Source organism: Pseudoalteromonas porphyrae (genome assembly GCF_001298125.1).
GTDB classification, from domain to species: domain Bacteria; phylum Pseudomonadota; class Gammaproteobacteria; order Enterobacterales; family Alteromonadaceae; genus Pseudoalteromonas; species Pseudoalteromonas neustonica.
In genome coordinates this window covers 1-22239 of the sequence record NZ_LHPH01000032.1, presented here as the reverse complement: position 1 = coordinate 22239, position 22239 = coordinate 1, and the positions used below count along the sequence as shown (strand labels likewise).

Here is a 22239-nt window from a genome sequence, read left to right as displayed (position 1 = left end):
GTAAGGGTTAGCAATATTCCATTAAGGCTCATAAACATCTACATAGTTGGTTAGGCACTCGGTTAGCTTATCGAGTTCGAGAGGTTTTGCAAGGTGTTGATTAAACCCAATGGCTAATGCATGAGCTTTATCTTCAGGCATTACATCTGCTGTTAATGCAATGATTGGCAATTGTTCGGCCGTTTTAATTTTACGAATTAAGCTTGTTGCTTGGTAGCCATCCATAATGGGCATTTGGCAATCCATGAGCACTAAGTCAAAATCATGCTCTTGAACTTTGGCGACAGCAAGCTCACCGTTTTCAACAATTATGGGGGTGATTTTAAGTGCGCTCAGCATTGCTTTTATGACCAATTGATTGACTTGATTATCCTCTGCCACCAATATTCTTAGGGTGCTTAAATCAACCTTTTTCTGAGTTTTTTGCGGTTTTTCTATCGGTGCGCATGTATTCAGTAACACGGTAAAAGTAAATGTAGAGCCCTCTCCTTTAGCACTGCTTAGTGTTATATCGCCAGCCATTAATAAGCTTAATTCCTTTGCAATTGCTAGGCCTAAACCTGTGCCACCAAAGCGTCTTGATGTTGAATTGTCGGCTTGTGTAAATGCATCAAAAAGCTTGCGTTGATCAGCAGGCTCTATACCAATACCAGAATCTTTAATGATGATGGTTATTTGCATACGAGTATCATCAACTTGTTTGGCAAGCGCTCTGACACTCACTTCACCTTCAGCGGTAAATTTTATTGCATTACTGCATAGGTTTAATAATATTTGCTCAATACGCATAGCATCGCCTTCAAACCAGGTGTTTGTTGGCAGTTGATTGTTCATAGTCCAGTTTATTTTTTTATTGTGTGCACTTTGTTCAAACATAGTATTAATACGATCAAGTAAGTTATTTAAATCGAATGGGCTTAATTCCAGTGTTAATTTTTGTGATTCAATCTTAGAAATATCCAGCACATCATTGATAAGGCTTAATAGTGATTTAGACGCTAAATTTATTTTCTGAAGGTAGCCATTTAATGTTTTAGCGTCATCATCTTTTTTTGCCAGCGTCGAAAAACCAATAACAGCATTAAGTGGAGTGCGAATTTCGTGACTCATATTGGCGAGAAAGCGACTTTTAGCTTGGTTTGCTAAATCAGATTGCTTTTTAGCGCGTACTAATGAGCGTGTGCGCTCGGTAACTAAACGCGATAATGCAATATGTTGATGGTTGAATAATAATAAAACCAGCAAAATAAGTGTACTCACTACCACTTGTAGAATAAGCAAAAACAACGTTAAGTGATTTGCTTGGTGAGGTATAAACTCATCTTTTATTGCTAGTTGTAAATGCCATACTTGTCCTGAAAAACTAATTTTTATAGTGGTAAAATCATCACCGATTACAGTTGTATTTTTATTTCCTAGATAGAAAGGGGTGTCTGCTTGATCTTCAAATAAAGCAATATTAAACATATTGCTTTGCTCATCATTAATCGCTTGATCAATAATATTTCGAACTAAAAAAACACCTGTTGCATAACCTTTTATTGGATCATCTTGTGTACCTTGCTGATAGACAGGTGAAAAAAGTAAGTAAGCTGGCGCTGGCTCTTTGGTTTGGACGAGGTTTATTATTTGAGTGCCAACGGGCTGATATTTGATATTAGGATCGAGTAGCGTGGCACGACGAGCTGGATTAGAAAATACATTTAGGCCAAGCGCGGAGCGGTTCCCTTCTAAAGGTGCGATATATTTTACAACGACTAAAGGATCGTCTGAAGTAAGGGGCTCACCTTTGACTTTCACGTCAGTTTGATAAATCTCAGCAAGGTCTTTGCGTAAATCATCGACTCTTGCCTGAGGTACTTTTATATTCCAAGACAGGGCTTTAATAAAGGTGTGTTGAGCAAGTAACTCAGCTGCATAGTTATGAAATTCTTGCTGACTTAAATTTGGGGATGCTTGCATTTGGCTTGCTAAGCTTTGTACAGCAATTTGGCTACGGTTTAGATATCTAAATAAACTATTTTCAATTACTTGTGCCTCGCGTTTTGCAATTTGTAAGGCATTTGATTTACTTTCTTGATTGTATAGCTTAGTTGTTGATGCGACCGAAATGAACAGTACGAAACATACAAAAACTGTAGGTAGGGGGGTTACATAGTGTTGTTTAAATTTAGGTTGTAATAGTGCGAGCAAAGCAGGGGTTGTTATAAGAACCCCAAGTGCATCACCTAACCACCAGTAAGTCACATTTTGCCAATGATTAACCATGCTGTATGCCGGATTAAATGCACTAAGTGCAAAAACACCAATATTAGCTGATATAAGGCTTACGGCAATACCAACAACCGCAATAAAATAAATGATTGCTAAGCGAGTTTTTAAATACAGAGGGTGGCCTAACCAGTATCTTAAGATTGCAGCACCAGTGATCCCTTGCAATACAGCCCCGCAGCCAATTAAAAGTACTTCATTAAGGGTGTTGCCGATTAAAGCATTTTCGCCTATTGGGCTATCACCAATACTTAAATTAAATGTAACTGAAGCAATAAATAGAGCAGGAATAAAGCGCCACCACCAAATAAAGCAGCCGACTAAAGCAATACCTGCAGGGATCCAAATTGGAATAACTTGAGATTGAAACGCAAAGTTAGTTAGTAGCTTACCGATAATAAAATAGGCGAGGGCAAAAAGCACATAAAAGCAAAATGAACTGGATGTTGAACGAAATACTTTCACATGTTTCCTTATGAGTCATTATTTACAACAGTTTATTGAGTATAGCGAATTGCGACTGAGCTGCGATGTTTTTTACAAGGGTAATTGTTTTTTACTAAATGTTTGTTTTAACACGACGGTAGATTCAATATTGGCAATGCAATTAATACTACCGAGTTTATGTTTTACAAAACTTTCGTAGCTCTCTAAATCCGCGGCAATGATTTTAAGTAAATAATCGTAGCTCCCAGAAATAACAGAGCATTCAAGTACATGGTTTAGTTTTTCGACTTGCTCTTCAAACATTTGAGCCGCACCCACTGAATTTTGGCTTAATCTTACAAATGCGTAAACTAAAACATTTAGCCCTAACGCTCGCGGGTTTAACGCTGCATGATAGCCACAAATAACATTACTAGATTCAAGCTTTTTAATGCGCCTCAAACAAGGCGTGTCCGATAAGTTAACATGTGTTGCTAGCTCTGACACGGAAGTGCGTCCCTGAGTTTGTAATAACCGAAGTAATTGATGATCTTTTTTATCTAGGTTCATTTTTGTAGTGATTTAGTTTTATTTTTTAATATTATAGAGTGATTTCTGCTAATAGTTTGGTTTTTTATTGGCGGTTTTGTTGATTTGTACTCTATGCTATCTGTTAACATAAATGCAATAATAATTAGGTGTGGAGTTATGTCTGTGAGCAAAAATACTCAAGCATTTGACGAGTGGCTCAGAACCCGCTTTGTGGAAATAAATAATCAGCTAGAAAGCATCTACTGGCAACAAGAAGACAAAGCAAATGTTGAATTTGTAGGTGAGCAATATAAGCATCAGCTAGAAATGGAAGGTAATGCGCATATTCGTAAATTACTGGCTGAGGGTAATACGGATGAAGGTTTTGATAGTGCGTTTGATCTGTTGGGTAATGTTGGTTTATTTATGGGGGCTTGTCGACGACATGAAATCACAGAGCCTTCACGTGAAACGACTTCACCACTAGTCGAAGCATCAGCCTTAGCTATGCATATTGGCGCTTCAATCGGAGTTACCCCTCGTTTTGCTACAGCTCATTTAACAACTCATAATAAAGCCGTCAATGGTCTATATAAACGCTTTACTGATTTACCGGATGAGAAACTGTTTATTGATTACAACACCAAGGGCATTTTAGCGTATAAGCGTGTTGCTGATGCATTATTGAAAATTCAACCATTGGGAATTTCGCACCCATTATGTGCAGATTTACTTAAAGTTGCGAAGCAGGCTTTGCTTGAGGTTATTGAATCAAATAATGCGCTCTATAGTCAATTGGATACCGATAGATTCTTCTTTTGTGTTAGGCCATATTATAAGCCATATCGAGTGGGAAAGGAGGTTTATCGTGGCGCGAATGCAGGGGATTTTGCAGGTATAAATGTAATCGATATGTTGTTGGGATTATGCTTTGCAAATGAGCCTAGCTATTCACAAATGCTGGTGGATAAGTTTTTATATATGATGCCTGAAGATCAGCAAACCTTGCGTGAAAGTATGCGTATGCCGAGCATTATGGATGACTTTTTAGCCGCAGGCAGTGAGCGCGACAGTCAGTGGTTTCAAACCAATGCGCAATTATTTATCCAAGTATGCAAGCTGCATGGCGATACAGCGATAGGCCATCACAATCAGTTGGTGAGTAAGTTTATTGCACAGCCTGCGCAGCAAATGCAGCAACAACATATAAATAAGGTAACGGCGAGTGGCCCCCCATTACATATCTTGCTTGATTCACTCGAGCAATTAAGAGATCGCCGTGCTGCCGCGCAGCGAGATGATATAAAAACCCGTTTTGATGATTTAACACAGCTAAAGCAATGGATGAAAAAGTAAATGTACAAAGATGATTTTAATTTAACATCAGGCTGCTACTTACTAAACCATTCTGTGGGGCGATCATTAAAAAGTAGCCAAGCTGATTTTAATCAACACTTTTTTGCCCCTTGGCAGAACACTAATAAAGAACCTTGGCAGCAATGGCTTGGTGTTATTACACGTTTTACACATGCATTAGGATTATTATTTAATTCGCCGAGCGAGCAATTTTGTCCACAAGTTAATCTTTCTAGTGCGCTAACAAAGCTTTTGATGTCGCACCCACGACTGCTTAACAATCATTGTAAAGTGCTTATGGCGCAAAGTGACTTTCCAAGTATGGGGTTTGTAATGCAAAAAGCATTACCGAAAACGGCATCGATTGAATTCATTCCCGAACATTTAGATATCACTGATATTGCGGTTTGGCAGCAGTATTTGACAGCAGATACCGACTTAGTTTTTATAAGCCACGCATACTCAAATACAGGTCAACAGGCACCTGTTGCTAAAATTGCAGAGCTTTGTGTACAGAACAATAGCTTAAGCCTTGTTGACGTTGCGCAATCTGCCGGTGTGCTACCGTTAGATTTGAGTGAAGTAAAGGTCGATTTTATGATTGGCTCAAGTGTTAAATGGCTGTGCTCGGGGCCTGGTGCAGCCTATTTATGGTTGAGTAAGGCCCAGCTTAAAGTGTGTAAACCACAAGATGTCGGGTGGTTCTCTCATGAAAACCCATTCGAATTCGATATACACCATTTTGAATATCATGCCACGGCACTGCGCTTTTGGGGTGGGACACCGTCAATCGCACCTTTTGTTATTGCAGGGCATAGTATCAATTACTTTGCTAATTTGGGGGTTGAAAATATTCGTGCGCATAATTTGTCCCTGTTGATGCTGTTAAATGCAGAATTAGGGGAGTTTTTAGTTTCTCCAACAGCGCCCGAGAGTTGTAGCGCAACGGCTATATTTGATTTTGGTGCAAAGCAAAGTACGATTATTGATGCTTTATCTAAGGCCGATATTAGTGTTGACGTACGTGCTTATGGTGTAAGAGTTTCGCCGCATATCTATAATGATAACGTTGATATGAAGCGATTTATCACCCTCATAAAGGGGACTTTATTGACCTAGTTGAGCTTTAATGACATTTAAGGCTGCAATTTGCTGTTGAAGCTCATCTATTTTAGGCTGCACTTCTTTTTCAAGAATGATGGTTTGTTGTTCAATCGCATCGGCAATAGACTCTGCTCCTAAGCGGTTTGCCGCTTTTTGAGTCATATAACCTATTTTTATTTTTTGCTCTGAGAGCGCGTTTTGCAATAATTTTATCGCGCGCTCAATTTTTTTACCGCTGATGTAATTTTCGACAGAATCATCACTTTTTTTGTCAGAATCCTTTTTAGCGATTTGTGTTCTATTGGTTTCTGGGATAATGATGATTTCAGCATCTTCGCCGCAAGGTTGTTGGCTAAATGTAGCAACCCCTTTTATTGTGCATTGATAAACTGCTGCGTGCGCAGGCAAAATTAGTAAGCTTAGTAACCCCATTAAACATTTTAAATATACTTTCACGATCTATCCCTCACGCGTTTGCTTCATAGGCACTTACTCTCATCGTTGTTACTTCTTAAAATGGATTGCCATTGTTGCAAAGTAACGTCTTAATATTAAACACCTGTGAAACGCTGAAGTCTGCATCTAGAGGTGGTTTGGGTATATAGTGCCGATTAAGTGTCAGTGTAGCAAGTACTTTAACCGCTCTGTTAGTTAATTAGGCTATTGTATAAAAAGCTCATGTTTACTTTAACTCGCTTATTACAAAGGGGTTTTCTTTAATGAGAAATAAAGTAGAAGATCACGCATGGTATTAGCTTGTTCCGCCATTTGTTTTGCTGCGGCCATGGTTTCTTCAGTAATTGCTGAGCTTTCTTGAATTAAAACGGTGAGGCGTTGAACAACAATGTCAACCTCTTTAATTGCTTGCTGCTGAGTAATTGATGAATTATTAATACATGTAATCATATGATTTACCGCTGCAACTGCGCTTACTATCTGCCCTAATTTGTCGCCGGATGAGTTAGCTAGCATGGTGCCTTGGCTAATTTTTTGGTTGCTATTGCTAATAATACTTTTAATTTGCTTGGCTGAGGATGCACTTCGACCTGCTAGGTTTCTCACTTCGTTTGCGACCACGGCAAATCCTCGGCCATGCTCACCAGCACGTGCTGCTTCAACGGCTGCATTTAGTGCAAGCAAATTGGTTTGAAAAGCAATTTCATCGATTACAGAGACAATTTCATTAATATCTTTACTTGAGTTGTTTACTTCTACAATAGCATTTACTGTTTGTTTCGAGAGCTCACCACCTTCAGTGGCTATTGTGTGAGCATTATCAGCTAAGCTTACCGCTTCACTTGATTGCTTTGCAACGTGAGCGATTTCATCGAGCATATTGCTGCTGCTTGCACTGGCTTCTTCAAGGTTGGATGCTTGCTCCTCGGTGCGTTGGCTTATTTCAATATTACTAGCGGCTATTTCAGAGGCGCTTTGTGATACTTGGTTTGCACAGCTTTGAATACCGGTAATAACGCTCGTTAACTTACCTATAGTATGGTTTACATCTTCTTTGAGTGTTGCAAATACACCTTGATAGTCGCCCTGTACTGGTTGAGCTAAATTCCCCTGTGAAATGGCGCTTAGAACATGAGTGACCTCGCCGATTGCTTGTGCGGTGATCGCTAATGAGCTATTAACATCTTTTTGTAAATGCGCTAACTGTCCTTGCATTTGGCTTGTTAGTTGTTGACTAAAGTCACCACGTCGCATTGCTGCCATTACTTTTGCAAGCTCAGCTATTACAGTGCTTAGATTACTTACTGAATTGTTCACGTCATGCTTGAGGGAATCAAGTTGACCATTCATTTGAGAGTCAATTATTTTATCAAAACAACCTTGGCTAATGGCAGTCATTACGTTAGAAATATCGCTAACTGCTTCGTCTAAATTTAGAATCGAATTATTTATATGTTGCTTTAACGATGATAATTGGCCATTAGCATTACAATTCACGTGTAGCTTAAAGTTACCTTGATTAACGGCGGCCATCACATCACTAATATCTTTAATGATTAGAGCGAGATTATCTACGCTTGCATTAATATCATCTTTAAGCAGCGCAAGTTGCCCCTGCAAAGGTTGCTCAATACGCTGAGAGAAATCCCCTTCATGTAATGCGCTCATTACTTTGCTGATACTTGTAACAGCACCAAATAAGCTATGTACTGAATTATTTACGCTGTCCTTTAGTTGCGCCAATGAGCCTTTCGCCATGACAGTGACTTGTTGTTTAAAGTTACCTTGCTCTATATGACTCATTACATCGACTATTTCATTTATAGTTCCATTTATAGATTGCATAGAGCCATTTATATTGTGTTTTAACGTGGCCAGCTCTCCCTGCATAGGGGTGCTAATTACGGTATTAAAATTACCTTTGCTCATTTCATCAATAACCTGATTTAGCTCAGTCATTGCGCTTTCTAAAGAATCAGCACATTCATTAGTCGCTTGCTTTAAAGAGTTAAGTTCACCTTTACAAGGAACATCTATACGGTGTTGGAATTCACCGACCGCCATCTTGTTCATTACAGAGTTGGTCTGTGAAATTGCGCCTTGCAAGGCATCTAAAAGAGAATTAAAAGCTTGAGCTGAGATACCTATTTCATCTTGGGAGAGTACAGGCGCGCGAACAGAAAAGTCACCTTGGCGCTCTACGTGGTGCATTGTATCGACCAATAGCTGTACGGGTCGTGTCAGGGAGCGAGAAAATAAAACTGCAACCACGGTAATCGCAATTACTGACAGTACCAAAATACTGAGGAGTAAAATTGTTAATTGGGCTACAGCAGCAAATGCTTCTTGCTTATCCATTTCAGCAAGCAATGCCCATTGGACACCTAGAACATTAATAGGCTGATAAGATGACAGCACTAAGGAGCCATTATAATCAGTTATGACTTGTTGGCCATTTGCTCCAGCTAAAGCAAGTTTTGTAGCCTCTGTTTTGACTGCCCCCTGAACGGGGCGGCGAAATGAGTTAACGACAGAGTGCTTAGCTGCATCGAGATAAGAATCTGATCGCATTAAAAAATCAGGCCCGACTAAGTAAGTTTCACCGCTTTCGCCTAAGCCCGCGCGTTCAGTCATTATGGTATTTAAAGCATCAATAGATAGCTGGAAAATTAATGTACTAGTATGTACGCCTTGCTCATAAATTGGGGTCGCTATAAAACTTGCTGGTGCATCATAAGACGGGGAGTACTGCTGGTAATCAACAAAGGCTATTTCATCTTGCGCAATTGTTTTCGCTTTTTTAAAGACCAAGGCAAGGTTGCTATTAGCAAAAGGCCCATGTTGTAAGGATGTGGCAAAATCGACTTCCTTGTATACCGAGTAAACGACTTCAGCAGAATTGTTATCAACGATAAATACATCATAAAAATCAAATTTTTGAGCAAAATTATATAAAAAACCATGGTATTTAGCATGCGTAAGGCTGTATTCATTTGGGGTTGTAGCGTGTTGCAGCTTTGCTTTCTCTCCAAGGGGGTGAGGGTTGTCAGCTAAGTACTGATATTGCCAAAATCGTGCAGCAGGAGAGAGTTGAGTAAAAAGTTGTGTTGGCGCTGCCATCCCTTCGTTTTCAGCGCTGTACTTAGTTGAAAATTGATTTTGGTAATAGTTAACAAGCTTTTTTTCTTCAATTTTATTAAGATTATTTGCCTGAAGAGGATGTTTAAATGCTTCACTAAATTCATGTGCGGCGCGATGAAGCAATGGGCTTTGTGATAAAAATAAGAGCTGTGCTTTTATGTCTTTAAAGTGGCGTTCAATAGCGCTTTTTTTTATTTCACTAACGGCTTCAAGTTGTGCGTAGGTTTGTTTATTTAATGCGTTAGAAGAACTATACAGAGCGATACTTATTACCACCGCCAATGGAATTAAGGCAACCAATAAAAAGCCGGCAATAAGTTTTTTAGTTAACCCAAGCCGATGGATGAAACCGCTTACTAACTCAATAGCATTCGTCATATAAACATCCTTATATAAGCAATAAATACGCTTGATAAAATAATAGTATAGAGTGTAGAACAGCATATTTGAAAAGCGAGTTAGGCAACGAAAATAAGCTTATTTACAGACTTATAGGATCATTTATTAAAACGCGACAGGGTATTCGATGATTCAAAACTGGATTGTCTGTTAAACTCGGTTTTTTATTATCAAAATAGTTAGTTTGCTATGACATACTCAATCACCCCCGTTGTATTGGCTGGTGGAATTGGATCACGATTGTGGCCATTATCACGTAGCGCGATGCCGAAACAGTTTTTACCTTTATTGGGCGATGAATCACTCTTACAAAGCACATTAATACGCGTAGCAAACAACGGTTTTAATCCTCCAATATTAGTGTGTAATGAACAGCACCGCTTTATTGCAAGCAGCCAGTGCGAACAGTTACAGGTGCAACCTAAGGCTATCTTGCTCGAGCCTGAGGGGAGAAATACAGCTCCAGCTATTGCACTTGCCGCACAATTTGCCTTACAGCATGGGATCAATACACCATTATTGGTGATGCCGGCCGATCATCATATTAGTAACTTTGAATTACTCGTTGAGCAGTTACCTGATGCACTGAAACTTGCCGAACAAGGTAAATTAATTACCTTTTCAATAAAACCAGATTCAGCACATTGTGGCTATGGTTATATCAAACAAGGCGCAAAAATAGCGGGTACAAATTGCTATGAGGTTGATGAATTTAAAGAAAAACCCAGCTCTTTATTAGCGCAGCAATACCTTGCTTGCGCGCAGTACAGTTGGAACAGCGGGATGTTTCTGTTTACGCCAAGTGCATATCTTGCTGAGCTAGAGCGCTTTGCGCCAAAAATAGCGAGCTGTATTGTGCAAGCCGCTAACTTTACAGGTGATTTAGGTTTTACCCGCGCAGATAGCGATGCTTTAAAAAACTGCCCAAGTGATTCTATCGATTATGCCATTTTAGAGCGCAGTGCTAATGTGGCGGTACTGCCGTTAGCTCTTGATTGGAATGATGTTGGTGGCTTTAATGCGTTGTGGCAAAGTGCTGATAAAGATGAGCAAGGTAATAATGCAAGTACAGATGATGTAGTTTCAAATAGCAGTAACAACTTACTTAGTAGTGAAGATGGTCATACTATTGCTGCGCTGGGAGTGAGTGATCTTGCGATTATTCATACGCACGATGCCACATTAGTTGCCGATAGAAATCAGTTAGGGCTGTTGCCTGAATTATTAAAGCTACTAGCGGTTAAGCATGGTGATAAACTGATTCACCATCAGGCAGTATATCGACCGTGGGGCAGTTATCGGGTATTGGTAGCAGGAACTGGATTTAAAGTAAAAAAAATCATCGTAACCCCTGGCGCCAAGCTTTCAACCCAACGCCATCAGCACCGCGCTGAACATTGGGTGGTGGTATCTGGCATTGCTGATGTAGGCATTGATGGCAAATCGTGTGTTTTAACAGCCGATCAATCCTGTTATATAGCAGCCGGTCAAATCCATAGCTTAGCGAATACTCAAAGTGAGCCGCTAACACTGATAGAAGTTCAAACCGGTGCGATACTTGATGAGAATGACATCGAACGGTTCGAAGATGTATACGGTCGATATTAACAGAGATGATTTTACTAAATTAAACCGATAACAAGGCCAACAACAAGTATTACCCAGAAAATTGCGGTATCTCTGAAATGGTTGAGCAGCCAAAAATAAAGTAATGCTAATGCACCTGAGATAGCTGTTGCAACAATAGCTGTTATGAACCCTAAGCCAGACATAAGATTAACTAACAATACGAGGCCAGTGTAAATTCCTGCACACAAATTAGGTCGTTCAGTGGTGATTAGTAACCTTAATAAAGCAACTAAAATCAAAACTTTAAAAATTAGCATGAGTTCTACTCTTTAATTATCCAATGTAGTACCTATTACATCAAGTTAATATAAATTGAGCAATCAATTTGTCATTGGCGTACTACAACACGTTATACTGCTAACTACTCTAATCCAACTGACTTCGAACATACTTTAAATACTGCTCTAAGCTGTTTTGCCATAGCACCAATGCTTCGGTGAGGGATTCTTTTAGAGGTTTACTATCGAGTAGTCGCCGTTCTATTTTTTTCAGCTCCATACCATAGCGGTTAAAACCCAATTGCAATGCGGTGCTGGCTTGGCGATGCAATACTTTGATACATTGTTCTTTATCTTCATCGAGCAATTGCTGGGCGCGGATTAACTTGTTGCGTGCGGATAAAACAAACTCATTATAGATAGATGATACTTCATCGTCGGTGAATGAACCTTGGAGTGTTTTTGCGGCCGTTTCGTCATACAGAACATCACTGAGTTCTACGGCAATGCTGGGGGCTTGGCTAGTTTGCGAATCACTCAGCGCTTGGCGTAATTTTTGTTGTTTTATTGGTTTGCCGACAATATCTTTTATACCTAAAGAAAAGTATTCTTTTATTTCGTCAGGGCTTAAGCTTGCAGTAAATGCGAGTACGGGGGTTCGTTGGTTTTTATGCTCAATTCTTTTGAGTGTTTTTAGTACTTCTTGTCCTGTGAGATCTGGCAAGTTCATATCGAGCAATACAACATCAAAATGATGCTTTTGCATTAAATCAATGGCACTTTTACCATCACGCGCGAGTTTTATTTTATGCTCATCGTCAGCCATAAACTCAATGGCTATTTTTTGGTTGAGGTCTAAGTCTTCAACTAATAGCACGTCTAGGCCTGTGAGGTAGTCTTTACATTGGTGACGCTGTTCCACTAAACTGAGCTCCCCTAGCGCTAAGTTAATATCAAAGCTAAATGAACTGCCTTTTTCAAGCTCACTGATAATATCTAATTGGGAGCTTAACTTATCGAGTAAGCGACTGGTTATTGCAAGACCAAGGCCTGTTCCGCCCTTTTCCTTGCCGGCACTGCTTTGCACATAGGGCTCTGTTAGATATTCAATTTCGTCATCTTCGATACCCGGTCCAGAGTCAATGACGCTAATGCGAATGTGATGTTCAAGCTGACGTTCTTCGAGCAATTCTGCGCGAATTTTAACGGTACCATGATCAGTAAATTTAATGGCATTACCGACTAAATTTATGATGATTTGTCGCAGTTTTTGCTGATCGCAGTAATAGCACGCTTGTTCAGGAAGGTCATAAATCAACTCAAAGTGTAAGCGCTTTTGTTCTGCTAGAGGGCTTAACAGCAAACATAAATTATGTAACCACGTTTTAAACTCTACATCTTCTTCATACAGGGCTTCATCGTGTTGATCTAGGCTGGCGTAGTCGAGCACTTTATCAACCAGTAAATTGAGCGATTCGGCCGAGTTAATAATAGCTTCGCAGTAGGGCTTATCTCGAGGGTCGCTGGATTGGTTCATGATCAACTGCGCACTGCCTAAAATACCATTGAGTGGGGTACGAATTTCATGACTAATAGTGGATAAAAATAGCCCGCGAATTTCTAAATCTTTTTGTGCTTTTAAAGTTAGTTGATTCAGGTTTTGCTCGCGGCGTTCATTACAAAGTAATGCCATGCCAGTGGCATAAAACATCGGTGCAATAACGCCATTTACAAGTAGTGTAATACTAAACCAGTTCTCTTTTAATGGGTTAAAGCTGTTCATATCTTCCATTAAAAAGGCACGGCCTGCGAAAATACAGCAAACAATGGTGAGAATTAAAATATAGACAATGCTGCCATTTGGGTATGGTTTGCGGGCAAAACGAAAAAATAGATAAAGTAAAAAAATGGCTTCGCTGATGTGTTGTAAGTCGGAGGCTAAAATACGAATACGCAAACTGGGATCAACAACACTTGAGTAGACCAATATTGCGCTGCACACAATCGTTGCAGCAACAAATAAACGGAAGATTTTGCCCTTATAACCTAAAAATTGGCTAATGGCTAAACCATGTATAATTGACGCACTAAATAATAAACTATTAGCCAAAGTCGCGGTAAGGACACTGTCGATATTGCCATGTAGTGCAAAACTCATTAGTGCGGTAAATAATACCAATGGGTAAAATATATAAAGTACGGTGCCAGGAGTGTGCTTATTAGCACGCCACGTTAAAAAATTAAGCAGTGTCATAACTGCCATCATGGCAGCGCTGGCAAAATAGAGTGTTAGGGAATCGAGCATGGCTATTCCAAGCAAATCACAGAGACGGCTTCAGAATAATGGCAATTGCCGATGTTAGCAAATAGCACGTTGTTTAATAAACACAAAAACAGGTGCCGCAGCACCTGTTTTTAATTCGAGTATGATATTGCTGTATTAGCGAATTTCGTCAGGAATATTTTGTTGAGCCCATGAAAGAAGCTCTATACGGTTACGGCATTTGGTTTTTCTAAATGCACTGTATAAATGCGTTTTTACCGTATGTGGGCTGATACTGAGTGACTCAGCAATTTCTTTATTTTTAGAGCCATTGCTCATTAATGAGATGATGGCTTTTTCACGCTTGGTTAATTTTACAGGCTCAATATCACCATCTGTTAGTTTATGTAAAGCGTCTTTATTGAACTGCAGCATGCGGTTTAAGGCGTTACACATTATATCGCGGCGATACCAAAGCTGGTCTTCAAGTAGTAAACGAATTCCCTTCATTAATACATCTGCATTATCCGTGGTGTAAAACACGCCACGGATGCCGCTCAATAGCGCGCGGTTAGCTAACTCAGGGTTCTCATCTAAATTGAATAACACGATATCGCATTTTATACGTAGGTTTACTAATTGTTCTTTTAATTTCCCCCACGCATCTTGGCTTGATGTTTCAATAAATAATAAGCGGGTACCCTCAGGAATGTCTAAAATATTAGTTCCTGTAGTAACATTGAGCCCTTGGGTTTTTAATAAAGGCTCTAATACATTAATACCAATTGTATTGATTGGCTCTAGATCTAGTAACAAAAAGGCTGAACTACTCATACTTACTTACTCTTGAATAAAGTTGACTAATTAATCCTAACACGCAATCCGCGCCTTTCGTATTAGAAATTTCCTATTAATAGGCAGGAAAAATACAATTTTACTAGCTTCAAGGTATTAGTTGTTAAAAATTAGCCATGCTTTTTTCGATTATCTATTTGAATATAAACACATTTATAACATTTGATTAAAGTTATGCGTGTTTATAAAAGTTTAGAGTAAAAATTACTATACCAATTCTTTCTTCTTATCTTGGTATGGTGGCCATCCCATACTTTTTCCGGCGAGCATATGTAAATGAATATGATAAACAGTTTGCCCACCATGTTGATTACAGTTCATTACTACTCTGAATCCATCTTCGCTAAAACCTTGTTGTTTAGCTAGTTTTGCTGCAACCACGTATAGATGGCCGACTAAAGGAGCATCTTGCTCAGTAATGTCATTAATTGTTGCAATCGCTTTTTTTGGGATAATTAGTACATGAAAAGGCGCTTGAGGATTAATGTCTTTAAATGCTAGAGCGAGATCGTCTTCGTAAACAATGTCTGCGGGAATTTCGCGATTAATAATTTTTGTAAATATAGTTTCTTGGCTCACGGTTGAGATCCTTTATTAACGTGGAGTAAAGTGCACTAATGACAAACTTTGTTTGCAGTGTCAAACTCAAATCAAACAACAAGGAGTTCATATGCGTAAATTAATAGTATTAGGTGGTGTCGTATCGTTATTACTCAGTGCAGCTAGTTTTGCTGAGACAGTTTATTTTCCGGAGGAAATTATTCCTTTGCAGGTCGGGGATAAAAAAATTGAACAGTCATTTTTTAATCGTATAGATGAATTAGATTTAGCCCCAGGACAGTATCAATTCAAGCTTAAATATTCAGACCTTTATGAGTTAAGTTACGATGAGCATGAAGTGATTGACTCTGAACCATTTTGGGTAAACGTGACCATCGCATCAGGCACTGATTATGATGTCGTATTTAATCGTGCTGAAAATGCAGTTGCAGCCAAAGTATTCGCCGAGGCTCCACAAGTTAGTTTGCAAGCTAAGGGGGCATCACTGGGGATCCCATTAGATCTCATTGCCGCTGAGGATATTACTGGTACTAAGGGTCAGAAAAAGGCGCCACCAACGGGCCATAGAACTGTTACTACCACAAATAATGCACCAGTCTCTCGTACTGCGCCAATAAATGAGGGCGTACCCAATGCAGCAGCGATGCTTGATTTTTGGTGGCAGCAAGCCAGTGAGCAAGAACGACAAGCATTCATCAAAAAAATCACAAAGTAAGAACCAAAAAGCCTATTTAAAAACAAAAAAGGGCGATTTATCGCCCTTTCTTTTGATGCTTACTTAACAAATAATGCGTCAATAGTACCTTGTGCAAGAGGGTGGTAACCTGGGCGTGCATTTAAGTACACCTTGTTTGCCCACTCACGTTTACCATGTGTAACAAGTGCTTTGTACAGCGGTACAATTAGTTTACGACGACCAATGCCTGATAAATGATTATCAAGCGCCGGATAGATTGCTTGATAACCATTTCCTACTGCAAGCATATACCATGCAAAAGCACGCTCTGCGTTGGTTGACTGCGTAAGATTAAATTCTGCATCTAACTCGGTCATTTTTTCAATGCTTAAATCGCGTGGTAGATTATTTAAAAAGTGTAACCACTCATGCACAGTCCAATTGTTTGTCGGTAGTTGCGCTGCGGTTGTGCTGCCTGTTAACCACGTTTGTGTTGCGTTATCTACTTTATCAAAGGCATCTGATGTTGGGTTTGGCGCGTCTGCGGGTAAACCTGGCTCAAAAATCCATTCGTTTACTTTATCCATGCTGACAACACCAGGATACTTTTCAATTAAGTTTGCTTTGATATAAGTTACAAACTCAGCTGTTGTGAGTGACTTAAATGAGAATTCGTTAAAGTAGGTCTTAACGAATGGGTCAAACTTATCGCGACCATATTTATTTTCAAGGTAAATTAAGAACAGCTGGCCTTTAGTGTATGGTACTGAGCTAAATGCATCATCTGGATCACGGCCATTAAGTTTTAAGTTAAGACGGGTATCTGGTGCATCAATCGTTTTAAGTTGCGCGCGAAGGCCTGCTGCGTCGAGTGCTTGTTCCATTACGGCGCGGTCGCGACCAAAAACTTCTTCCATAATACGATTTTCAACGTATGAGGTAAAGCCTTCGTTTAACCATAAATCTTCCCACGTGGCATTCGTCACTAAGTTACCAGACCAAGAATGAGCGAGTTCATGTGCTATCAGGTTAACTAAGCTTTTATCACCAGCAACAACCGTTGGCGTGATGAATGATAGACGTGGATTTTCCATGCCACCGAATGGAAAACTTGGCGGTAGCATTAATAAGTCATAACGACCCCATGCATATTCACCGTACATTGCATTGGTTTTGTCGATCATTGCTTGGGTATCGTTAAACTCAGCAACCGATGCATCCAAAATAGTTGGCTCAGCAAAAATACCGGTTTGCTTAGACATAGCTTTAAATTCTAAATTACCAGCACCAATTGCAATTAAGTAAGGTGAGATGGCTTGAGGCATATCAAAAATGTAGTCACCGTCTTTATAAAGCGCATCTTTATTGTCGGCACTCATTACTGCACGCACATCTTTTGGCGTATGAATACGCGCAGAGTAAGTAACACGCATTGCTGGTGTATCTTGTACTGGGATCCAGCTGCGGGCATGAATTGCCTGTGATTGGCTGTACATAAATGGATGCGTTTTGCTGGCCGTTTGCTCAGGTGTTAACCATTGTAAACCAGATGCCTCAGGGCGACTATTGTAATAAATACGAGCTTTTTGCGCTTGGCTTTTAAATGTAATGGTCAGTTTTGAGCCCTTAACATCATCGCGCTTAGCGAGCGTGTAAGAGGCTTTATGCCAGCCGCCGTTTTGATCTTGATACATTATTTTATCAATATCTAAGTCGCGCGTATCAAGTACGAGCGTTTTGCTGCTGTTATCTTGCCATTGTAATGTGTGCTCAACAAACCCTTCTAATTGCTTATCAGCAAAGTCGACATCTAAGTCGAGGTGTAGGTGAGTGGTAATAACATCATTAAGGTTTGCGTAAGTGTGTTCGTCAACAGCATTCGCCGTGGCGTGTGAGCAAGCGCCCGCCATGGCAAGGCTTAAAAAAATAGGTGTGAGTTTCATATTGGCCTTGAACGGAAATAATAAGTGCAGGTTTTATATCATGATTGACCATCAGGGTTGAACAATTTTTACAATCAGGTGGCTTGCATAAACGATGATGAGTTACACTAGTATGATTAGTTATTGGTAACCTTTGAGGCTTTTGTGGCTCAGTCCCTGCAACCTTTTCATACGTTTTCTTTACCGAGTCAGTGCCCACAAATAAGTGTAATCACCGACAACAGACAATTGCAGCAGCAATCGTTTAGCCTGCCTTTTTGTATATTGGGAGAGGGCAGTAATACGGTTTTTTTAAATGACTACCAAGGTGTGGTTATTAAAATGGCTACCACAGGTATCACAGTAACGCAGCGTGTGCATGATTACTTGCTTGAGATTGCTGCAGGTGAAAACTGGCATCAATTGGTTGCTTATACACTCAAGCAAGGTATGCCTGGGCTTGAAAATCTCGCGCTGATCCCCGGTACTGTCGGGGCTGCTCCCGTGCAAAACATTGGTGCGTATGGTGTTGAGCTGGCAAAGTTTGTTGAATATGTTGAGTATTTTGATATTGCCAGTAAGCAGTTTATTCGCTTATCTGCCGAGCAGTGTGAGTTTGGTTACCGTGACTCTATTTTTAAGCACGGATTAAAAAATAAAGCGGTAATTACTAAAGTGGCATTCGCTTTGCCTCAGTTGTGGCAACCAGAGTTAAGCTATGGTCCTTTGCAGCAGCTTGAACAAGTCACACCGCAAGCGGTTTTTGAACAAGTTATTAAAACACGCAACAGCAAATTACCCGACCCTTACGTGCTTGCTAATGCAGGGAGCTTCTTTAAAAACCCAATCATAGCAAACGCGCTACTCAATGAGTTGCTCCTAGTGTACCCGCAGTTGCCCCATTATTATTACGATGGCGAACATCATAAAGTGGCCGCTGGTTGGTTAATAGAGCAGGCTGGCTTAAAAGGTCACCGCATAGCGGGTATTGAGGTACATCAACAACAAGCACTGGTACTTGTTAATCATGGTAATAGTCGAGGGAGCGACCTTGTGACTATGGTTAAATACATCCAACAGCAAGTTTGGCAGCGTTATCAAATAAAATTACAACACGAAGTACGGTTGATAAATGGCGATGCTGAGTACCTTATAAATTTAGAGGAGCCAGCATGAAGGCGCCAGATGGTAATAAGCTCGCAATTTTGAATGCCCTCAACCAAGGAGGCTTTATTTCGGGGCAATTATTAGGTGAACAACTGGGTATTAGCCGGGCTGCAGTCAGTAAGCACATTCAAAGCTTACAAGAGATGGGGTTAGATATTTTTAAAGTCAGCGGTAAGGGCTACAGTTTGAATAATACGGTTGGCTTACTTGATCAAAATAAAATAGCGCAGTGTTACCAAGCACTTGGATCTCGTGGCGCGCAAGTTGAAGTACATCCTATTATCGATTCAACCAACAGTGAACTGATGCGTCGTATTGCAGCAAAACAAACACTAGACTCCGGCACTGTAATTGTGGCTGAAATGCAGCAGGCAGGGCGCGGGCGTCGTGGGCGAGTATGGCAGTCACCATTTGGTGCAAACCTGTACTACAGTTATTTCTGGCGGTTAGATGACGGCCTACAAGCCGCAATGGGCATGTCTATCGCTGTTGGTTTGGCTGTTTACGATACATTAAAAGCACTGTACCAGTTAGATATTGAGCTCAAGTGGCCCAATGATATTTACCTTAATAAAGAAAAGCTAGCAGGTGTTTTAGTTGAGCTCGATGGTCAACCACAAGGGCCGTGTCAGCTAGTAATCGGCATTGGTATTAACTTGCAAATGCCTGAGAGTTTTAGTCAGCAAATCGACCAAGCGTGGACAGATTTGAATCAACACTGTGAGCAAATAGATAAAAATCAGCTGGTGGCGCATTTAACCTATCACCTTGAGCTGCGTTTAGCACAGTACAGCCAAACGGGGCTGCATGACATGTACCAACAATGGAATTTACTCAACGCCTTTGCTGGGCAGTGTGTGGAACTAAATACCGGGCATCGTAGCTGGCGTGGTATTTGTGAAGGCATTGATGCTAACGGTGGTATTCGTATTCGCCAAGATGGCGAGGTTAAAAGTTATTACGGTGGTGAAATTTCGTTACGCAAGGCGCAGCTATGAGATTACTGATTGATGTAGGTAATACAGCACTTAAAGCGACGTTATACCAGCAAGGCGAAATTAAACCGTGTGATGTAAATACGCTGCCTTGGCCGCAAATTAACGAGCTTATTTATGCCTGTGTTGGGAAAAGTGACCAGCTGCACGCCTTACTTGCGCAAGCTAATTTGCATAACGTGCCATGTTTTGAAGCTAAAGTAAGTAAAGAGCTCGGCGGTTTGCAATGCGCGTATCAACACTATGATAATTTAGGGATCGACCGCTGGCTTGCACTTATTGCCGTATTTACATTATGGCCACAGCAAAATTGCATAGTGGTAGACACCGGCACAGCCACAACAATTGACGTACTTACAGCACAAGGACAGCACCTAGGTGGTTGGATTTTACCTGGCCTTGATTTAATGACTCGCTCATTAACACAAAATACTCAGCGGGTATTCGATGATCAACATACCGAATTTAGTAATCAATTAGGCGTAAACACACCAAACGGTTTAAAAAATGGCGCATTAGTGGCCACTATTGGTGCAGTTGAACAAGCTAAATTGCACTTAAGTGGTAAAAAACCACAATTAATTTTTGCTGGTGGTTATGCCAAGTTATTACAAGCGCAGTTTTCGGGCGCTGTTTTTGACTCGCAATTAGTCATGAAAGGCCTGAACCAGTGGTATTTATTGAATAATAAATAGAGAAAACATGGTTTTTGCCTGATTTGTGAGCATTTAACACATAAATTCATATTTTTTTTAATTTTACTGTTGCATCAACTCGCACCTTACTCTAATATCTCGCCCCGTACTAAAGCAGTGCCGACTTAGCTCAGCTGGTAGAGCAACTGACTTGTAATCAGTAGGTCAACCGTTCGACTCGGTTAGTCGGCACCACTTCTCTTATGAGTCGTGTTTAGTCAAGAATTATCGTGGAGGGGTTCCCGAGCGGCCAAAGGGATCAGACTGTAAATCTGACGGCTCAGCCTTCGCTGGTTCGAATCCAGCTCCCTCCACCACTTTATTCTTGACGGTTAGAGGTAGTTTAAGAACAGGTTCCTAACGCGGGCATCGTATAATGGCTATTACCTCAGCCTTCCAAGCTGATGATGCGGGTTCGATTCCCGCTGCCCGCTCCAGTTTCTGGTGTTGCTGATATAGCTCAGTTGGTAGAGCGCACCCTTGGTAAGGGTGAGGTCGGCAGTTCGACTCTGCCTATCAGCACCAGTCTAAGAATCTTCTTGAATACTTCCTTTATCTGTCAGAAAAAACTATTTGAAATTTGAAAAATTTAACTTAATCTACCTACTGGTGGATTATTTTCATATGTAATCTAGATACACAAAACTGATAGGTTCCGTCATGGCAAAAGAAAAGTTTGAACGCGTAAAACCGCACGTAAACGTTGGTACAATCGGCCACGTTGACCACGGTAAAACTACCCTAACTGCAGCAATCACTAACGTACTTGCAAAAGTATACGGTGGTGTAGCTAAAGACTTCGCATCAATCGATAACGCTCCAGAAGAGCGTGAGCGCGGTATCACAATTTCAACATCTCACGTTGAATACGATACTCCTTCACGCCACTACGCACACGTAGATTGTCCTGGTCACGCCGATTATGTTAAAAACATGATCACAGGTGCTGCTCAAATGGACGGCGCTATCTTAGTAGTTGCGGCTACTGACGGTCCTATGCCACAAACTCGTGAGCACATCCTACTTTCTCGCCAAGTTGGTGTTCCTTACATCATCGTGTTCATGAACAAATGTGACATGGTTGATGATGAAGAGCTACTTGAGCTAGTAGAAATGGAAGTTCGTGAACTTCTTTCTGAATACGATTTCCCTGGTGATGACTTACCACTAATCGCGGGTTCTGCGCTTAAAGCGTTAGAAGGCGAGAAAGAGTGGGAAGACAAGATCGTTGAGCTTGCAGAAGCACTTGATACTTACATCCCAGAGCCAGAGCGTGACATCGATAAGCCATTCATCATGCCTATCGAAGACGTTTTCTCAATCCAAGGTCGTGGTACTGTTGTAACTGGTCGTGTTGAAGCTGGTATCATCCGCATCAATGACGAAGTAGAAATTGTTGGTATCAATGATACAACTCGTTCTACTTGTACTGGTGTTGAAATGTTCCGTAAGCTTCTTGACGAAGGTCGTGCTGGCGAAAACATCGGCGCACTTCTACGTGGTACTAAGCGTGAAGACGTTGAACGTGGTCAAGTACTAGCTAAGCCTGGTTCAATCAACCCACATACAACATT

Annotated in this window: 17 protein-coding genes and 4 tRNA genes; 12 read left to right on the top strand and 9 right to left on the bottom strand. The window is 40.6% G+C overall.

Features of this window, described 5'->3' with window-relative positions; all coding sequences use genetic code 11:
- Positions 1-21 precede the first annotated feature (21 nt).
- Together ADS77_RS19975 and ADS77_RS19970 are read right to left on the bottom strand one after the other, a co-directional pair.
- On the bottom strand, positions 22-2736 hold the full coding sequence (locus tag ADS77_RS19975; protein ID WP_054455969.1) for an ATP-binding protein: 2715 nt from the start codon (positions 2734-2736) through the stop codon (positions 22-24).
- Between the two features lie 72 nt (positions 2737-2808).
- Complete coding sequence (locus ADS77_RS19970) at positions 2809-3267, bottom strand: Lrp/AsnC family transcriptional regulator (protein ID WP_054206807.1); 459 nt, start codon at positions 3265-3267, stop codon at positions 2809-2811.
- 138 nt (positions 3268-3405) lie between these two features.
- On the opposite strand from ADS77_RS19970, the gene ADS77_RS19965 reads away from it, so the two are divergent.
- Together ADS77_RS19965 and ADS77_RS19960 are read left to right on the top strand one after the other, a co-directional pair.
- Positions 3406-4584, top strand: a complete 1179-nt coding sequence (locus tag ADS77_RS19965; RefSeq protein WP_054206806.1) for a PrnB family protein — start codon at positions 3406-3408, stop codon at positions 4582-4584.
- A complete protein-coding gene (locus tag ADS77_RS19960; protein ID WP_054455967.1) occupies positions 4585-5703 on the top strand; it encodes an aminotransferase class V-fold PLP-dependent enzyme in 1119 nt (372 codons plus the stop codon). It abuts the gene before it with no gap.
- Here the strand turns inward: ADS77_RS19960 and ADS77_RS19955 are convergent.
- A complete protein-coding gene (locus tag ADS77_RS19955; RefSeq protein ID WP_063135625.1) occupies positions 5692-6144 on the bottom strand; it encodes a DUF4124 domain-containing protein in 453 nt (150 codons plus the stop codon). The two genes, ADS77_RS19960 and ADS77_RS19955, sit on opposite strands and share 12 nt — an antisense overlap.
- Before the next feature lie 243 nt (positions 6145-6387).
- Positions 6388-9663 carry a methyl-accepting chemotaxis protein gene (locus ADS77_RS19950; RefSeq protein ID WP_054455966.1) on the bottom strand — a complete coding sequence of 1092 codons (3276 nt, stop codon included), beginning with the start codon at positions 9661-9663 and terminating at the stop codon, positions 6388-6390.
- A 210-nt stretch (positions 9664-9873) separates the two neighbouring features.
- Here ADS77_RS19950 and ADS77_RS19945 point away from each other — a divergent pair, with 210 nt between their 5' ends.
- Positions 9874-11292 (top strand): mannose-1-phosphate guanylyltransferase/mannose-6-phosphate isomerase, encoded by a 1419-nt coding sequence (locus ADS77_RS19945; protein WP_054455965.1) that lies wholly within the window; start codon positions 9874-9876, stop codon positions 11290-11292.
- Between the two features lie 14 nt (positions 11293-11306).
- Here ADS77_RS19945 and ADS77_RS19940 read toward each other — a convergent pair whose 3' ends face one another.
- The 4 genes from ADS77_RS19940 to ADS77_RS19925 form a co-directional block, all read right to left on the bottom strand.
- On the bottom strand, positions 11307-11570 hold the full coding sequence (locus tag ADS77_RS19940) for a hypothetical protein (protein WP_054206802.1): 264 nt from the start codon (positions 11568-11570) through the stop codon (positions 11307-11309).
- Between the two features lie 109 nt (positions 11571-11679).
- Positions 11680-13836: an ATP-binding protein gene (locus tag ADS77_RS19935; RefSeq protein ID WP_054206801.1), complete on the bottom strand. Its 2157-nt coding sequence runs from the start codon at positions 13834-13836 to the stop codon at positions 11680-11682.
- Positions 13837-13971: 135 nt separating this feature from the next.
- Complete coding sequence (locus ADS77_RS19930; RefSeq protein WP_054206800.1) at positions 13972-14628, bottom strand: helix-turn-helix transcriptional regulator; 657 nt, start codon at positions 14626-14628, stop codon at positions 13972-13974.
- Between the two features lie 228 nt (positions 14629-14856).
- Positions 14857-15228, bottom strand: coding sequence for a histidine triad nucleotide-binding protein (locus ADS77_RS19925; protein ID WP_054206799.1), 372 nt, complete (start codon positions 15226-15228; stop codon positions 14857-14859).
- A 91-nt stretch (positions 15229-15319) separates the two neighbouring features.
- Here ADS77_RS19925 and ADS77_RS19920 point away from each other — a divergent pair, with 91 nt between their 5' ends.
- Positions 15320-15925: a DUF2057 domain-containing protein gene (locus tag ADS77_RS19920; protein ID WP_054206798.1), complete on the top strand. Its 606-nt coding sequence runs from the start codon at positions 15320-15322 to the stop codon at positions 15923-15925.
- Between the two features lie 59 nt (positions 15926-15984).
- Here the strand turns inward: ADS77_RS19920 and ADS77_RS19915 are convergent, their stop codons facing one another.
- Positions 15985-17829 (bottom strand): M1 family metallopeptidase, encoded by a 1845-nt coding sequence (locus ADS77_RS19915; protein ID WP_054455962.1) that lies wholly within the window; start codon positions 17827-17829, stop codon positions 15985-15987.
- Positions 17830-17973: 144 nt separating this feature from the next.
- Between ADS77_RS19915 and murB the strand changes: the two genes are divergently transcribed.
- From murB to tuf, 8 genes are all read left to right on the top strand, one after another.
- Complete coding sequence (gene murB / locus ADS77_RS19910; RefSeq protein WP_054206823.1) at positions 17974-18984, top strand: UDP-N-acetylmuramate dehydrogenase; 1011 nt, start codon at positions 17974-17976, stop codon at positions 18982-18984.
- On the top strand, positions 18981-19973 hold the full coding sequence (gene birA / locus ADS77_RS19905) for a bifunctional biotin--[acetyl-CoA-carboxylase] ligase/biotin operon repressor BirA (RefSeq protein ID WP_054206796.1): 993 nt from the start codon (positions 18981-18983) through the stop codon (positions 19971-19973). Before murB ends, birA begins: the two co-directional genes overlap by 4 nt.
- Complete coding sequence (locus ADS77_RS19900; protein ID WP_054455960.1) at positions 19970-20665, top strand: type III pantothenate kinase; 696 nt, start codon at positions 19970-19972, stop codon at positions 20663-20665. The genes birA and ADS77_RS19900 overlap by 4 nt, the downstream gene beginning before the upstream one ends.
- Positions 20666-20784: 119 nt before the next feature.
- Positions 20785-20860, top strand: a tRNA-Thr gene (locus ADS77_RS19895).
- Between the two features lie 37 nt (positions 20861-20897).
- Positions 20898-20982: transfer RNA gene (locus ADS77_RS19890), tRNA-Tyr, on the top strand.
- 45 nt (positions 20983-21027) lie between these two features.
- Positions 21028-21102 (top strand) — tRNA-Gly (locus tag ADS77_RS19885).
- Positions 21103-21114: 12 nt separating this feature from the next.
- A tRNA-Thr gene (locus ADS77_RS19880) sits at positions 21115-21190 on the top strand.
- 135 nt (positions 21191-21325) lie between these two features.
- The coding region (gene tuf / locus ADS77_RS19875) for an elongation factor Tu (RefSeq protein ID WP_054206873.1) at positions 21326-22239 on the top strand (914 nt) is incomplete at its 3' end.

What these genes read in the sequence shown, in the direction of transcription:
- ADS77_RS19970 (WP_054206807.1), bottom strand. Translation starts at nt 3,267, where the DNA reads ATGAACCTAGATAAAAAAGATCATCAATTACTTCGGTTATTACAAACT.
- ADS77_RS19965 (WP_054206806.1), top strand. Translation starts at nt 3,406, where the DNA reads ATGTCTGTGAGCAAAAATACTCAAGCATTTGACGAGTGGCTCAGAACC.
- ADS77_RS19960 (WP_054455967.1), top strand. Translation starts at nt 4,585, where the DNA reads ATGTACAAAGATGATTTTAATTTAACATCAGGCTGCTACTTACTAAAC.
- ADS77_RS19950 (WP_054455966.1), bottom strand. Translation starts at nt 9,663, where the DNA reads ATGACGAATGCTATTGAGTTAGTAAGCGGTTTCATCCATCGGCTTGGG.
- ADS77_RS19945 (WP_054455965.1), top strand. Translation starts at nt 9,874, where the DNA reads ATGACATACTCAATCACCCCCGTTGTATTGGCTGGTGGAATTGGATCA.
- ADS77_RS19940 (WP_054206802.1), bottom strand. Translation starts at nt 11,570, where the DNA reads ATGCTAATTTTTAAAGTTTTGATTTTAGTTGCTTTATTAAGGTTACTA.
- ADS77_RS19935 (WP_054206801.1), bottom strand. Translation starts at nt 13,836, where the DNA reads ATGCTCGATTCCCTAACACTCTATTTTGCCAGCGCTGCCATGATGGCA.
- ADS77_RS19930 (WP_054206800.1), bottom strand. Translation starts at nt 14,628, where the DNA reads ATGAGTAGTTCAGCCTTTTTGTTACTAGATCTAGAGCCAATCAATACA.
- ADS77_RS19920 (WP_054206798.1), top strand. Translation starts at nt 15,320, where the DNA reads ATGCGTAAATTAATAGTATTAGGTGGTGTCGTATCGTTATTACTCAGT.
- ADS77_RS19915 (WP_054455962.1), bottom strand. Translation starts at nt 17,829, where the DNA reads ATGAAACTCACACCTATTTTTTTAAGCCTTGCCATGGCGGGCGCTTGC.
- birA (WP_054206796.1), top strand. Translation starts at nt 18,981, where the DNA reads ATGAAGGCGCCAGATGGTAATAAGCTCGCAATTTTGAATGCCCTCAAC.
- ADS77_RS19900 (WP_054455960.1), top strand. Translation starts at nt 19,970, where the DNA reads ATGAGATTACTGATTGATGTAGGTAATACAGCACTTAAAGCGACGTTA.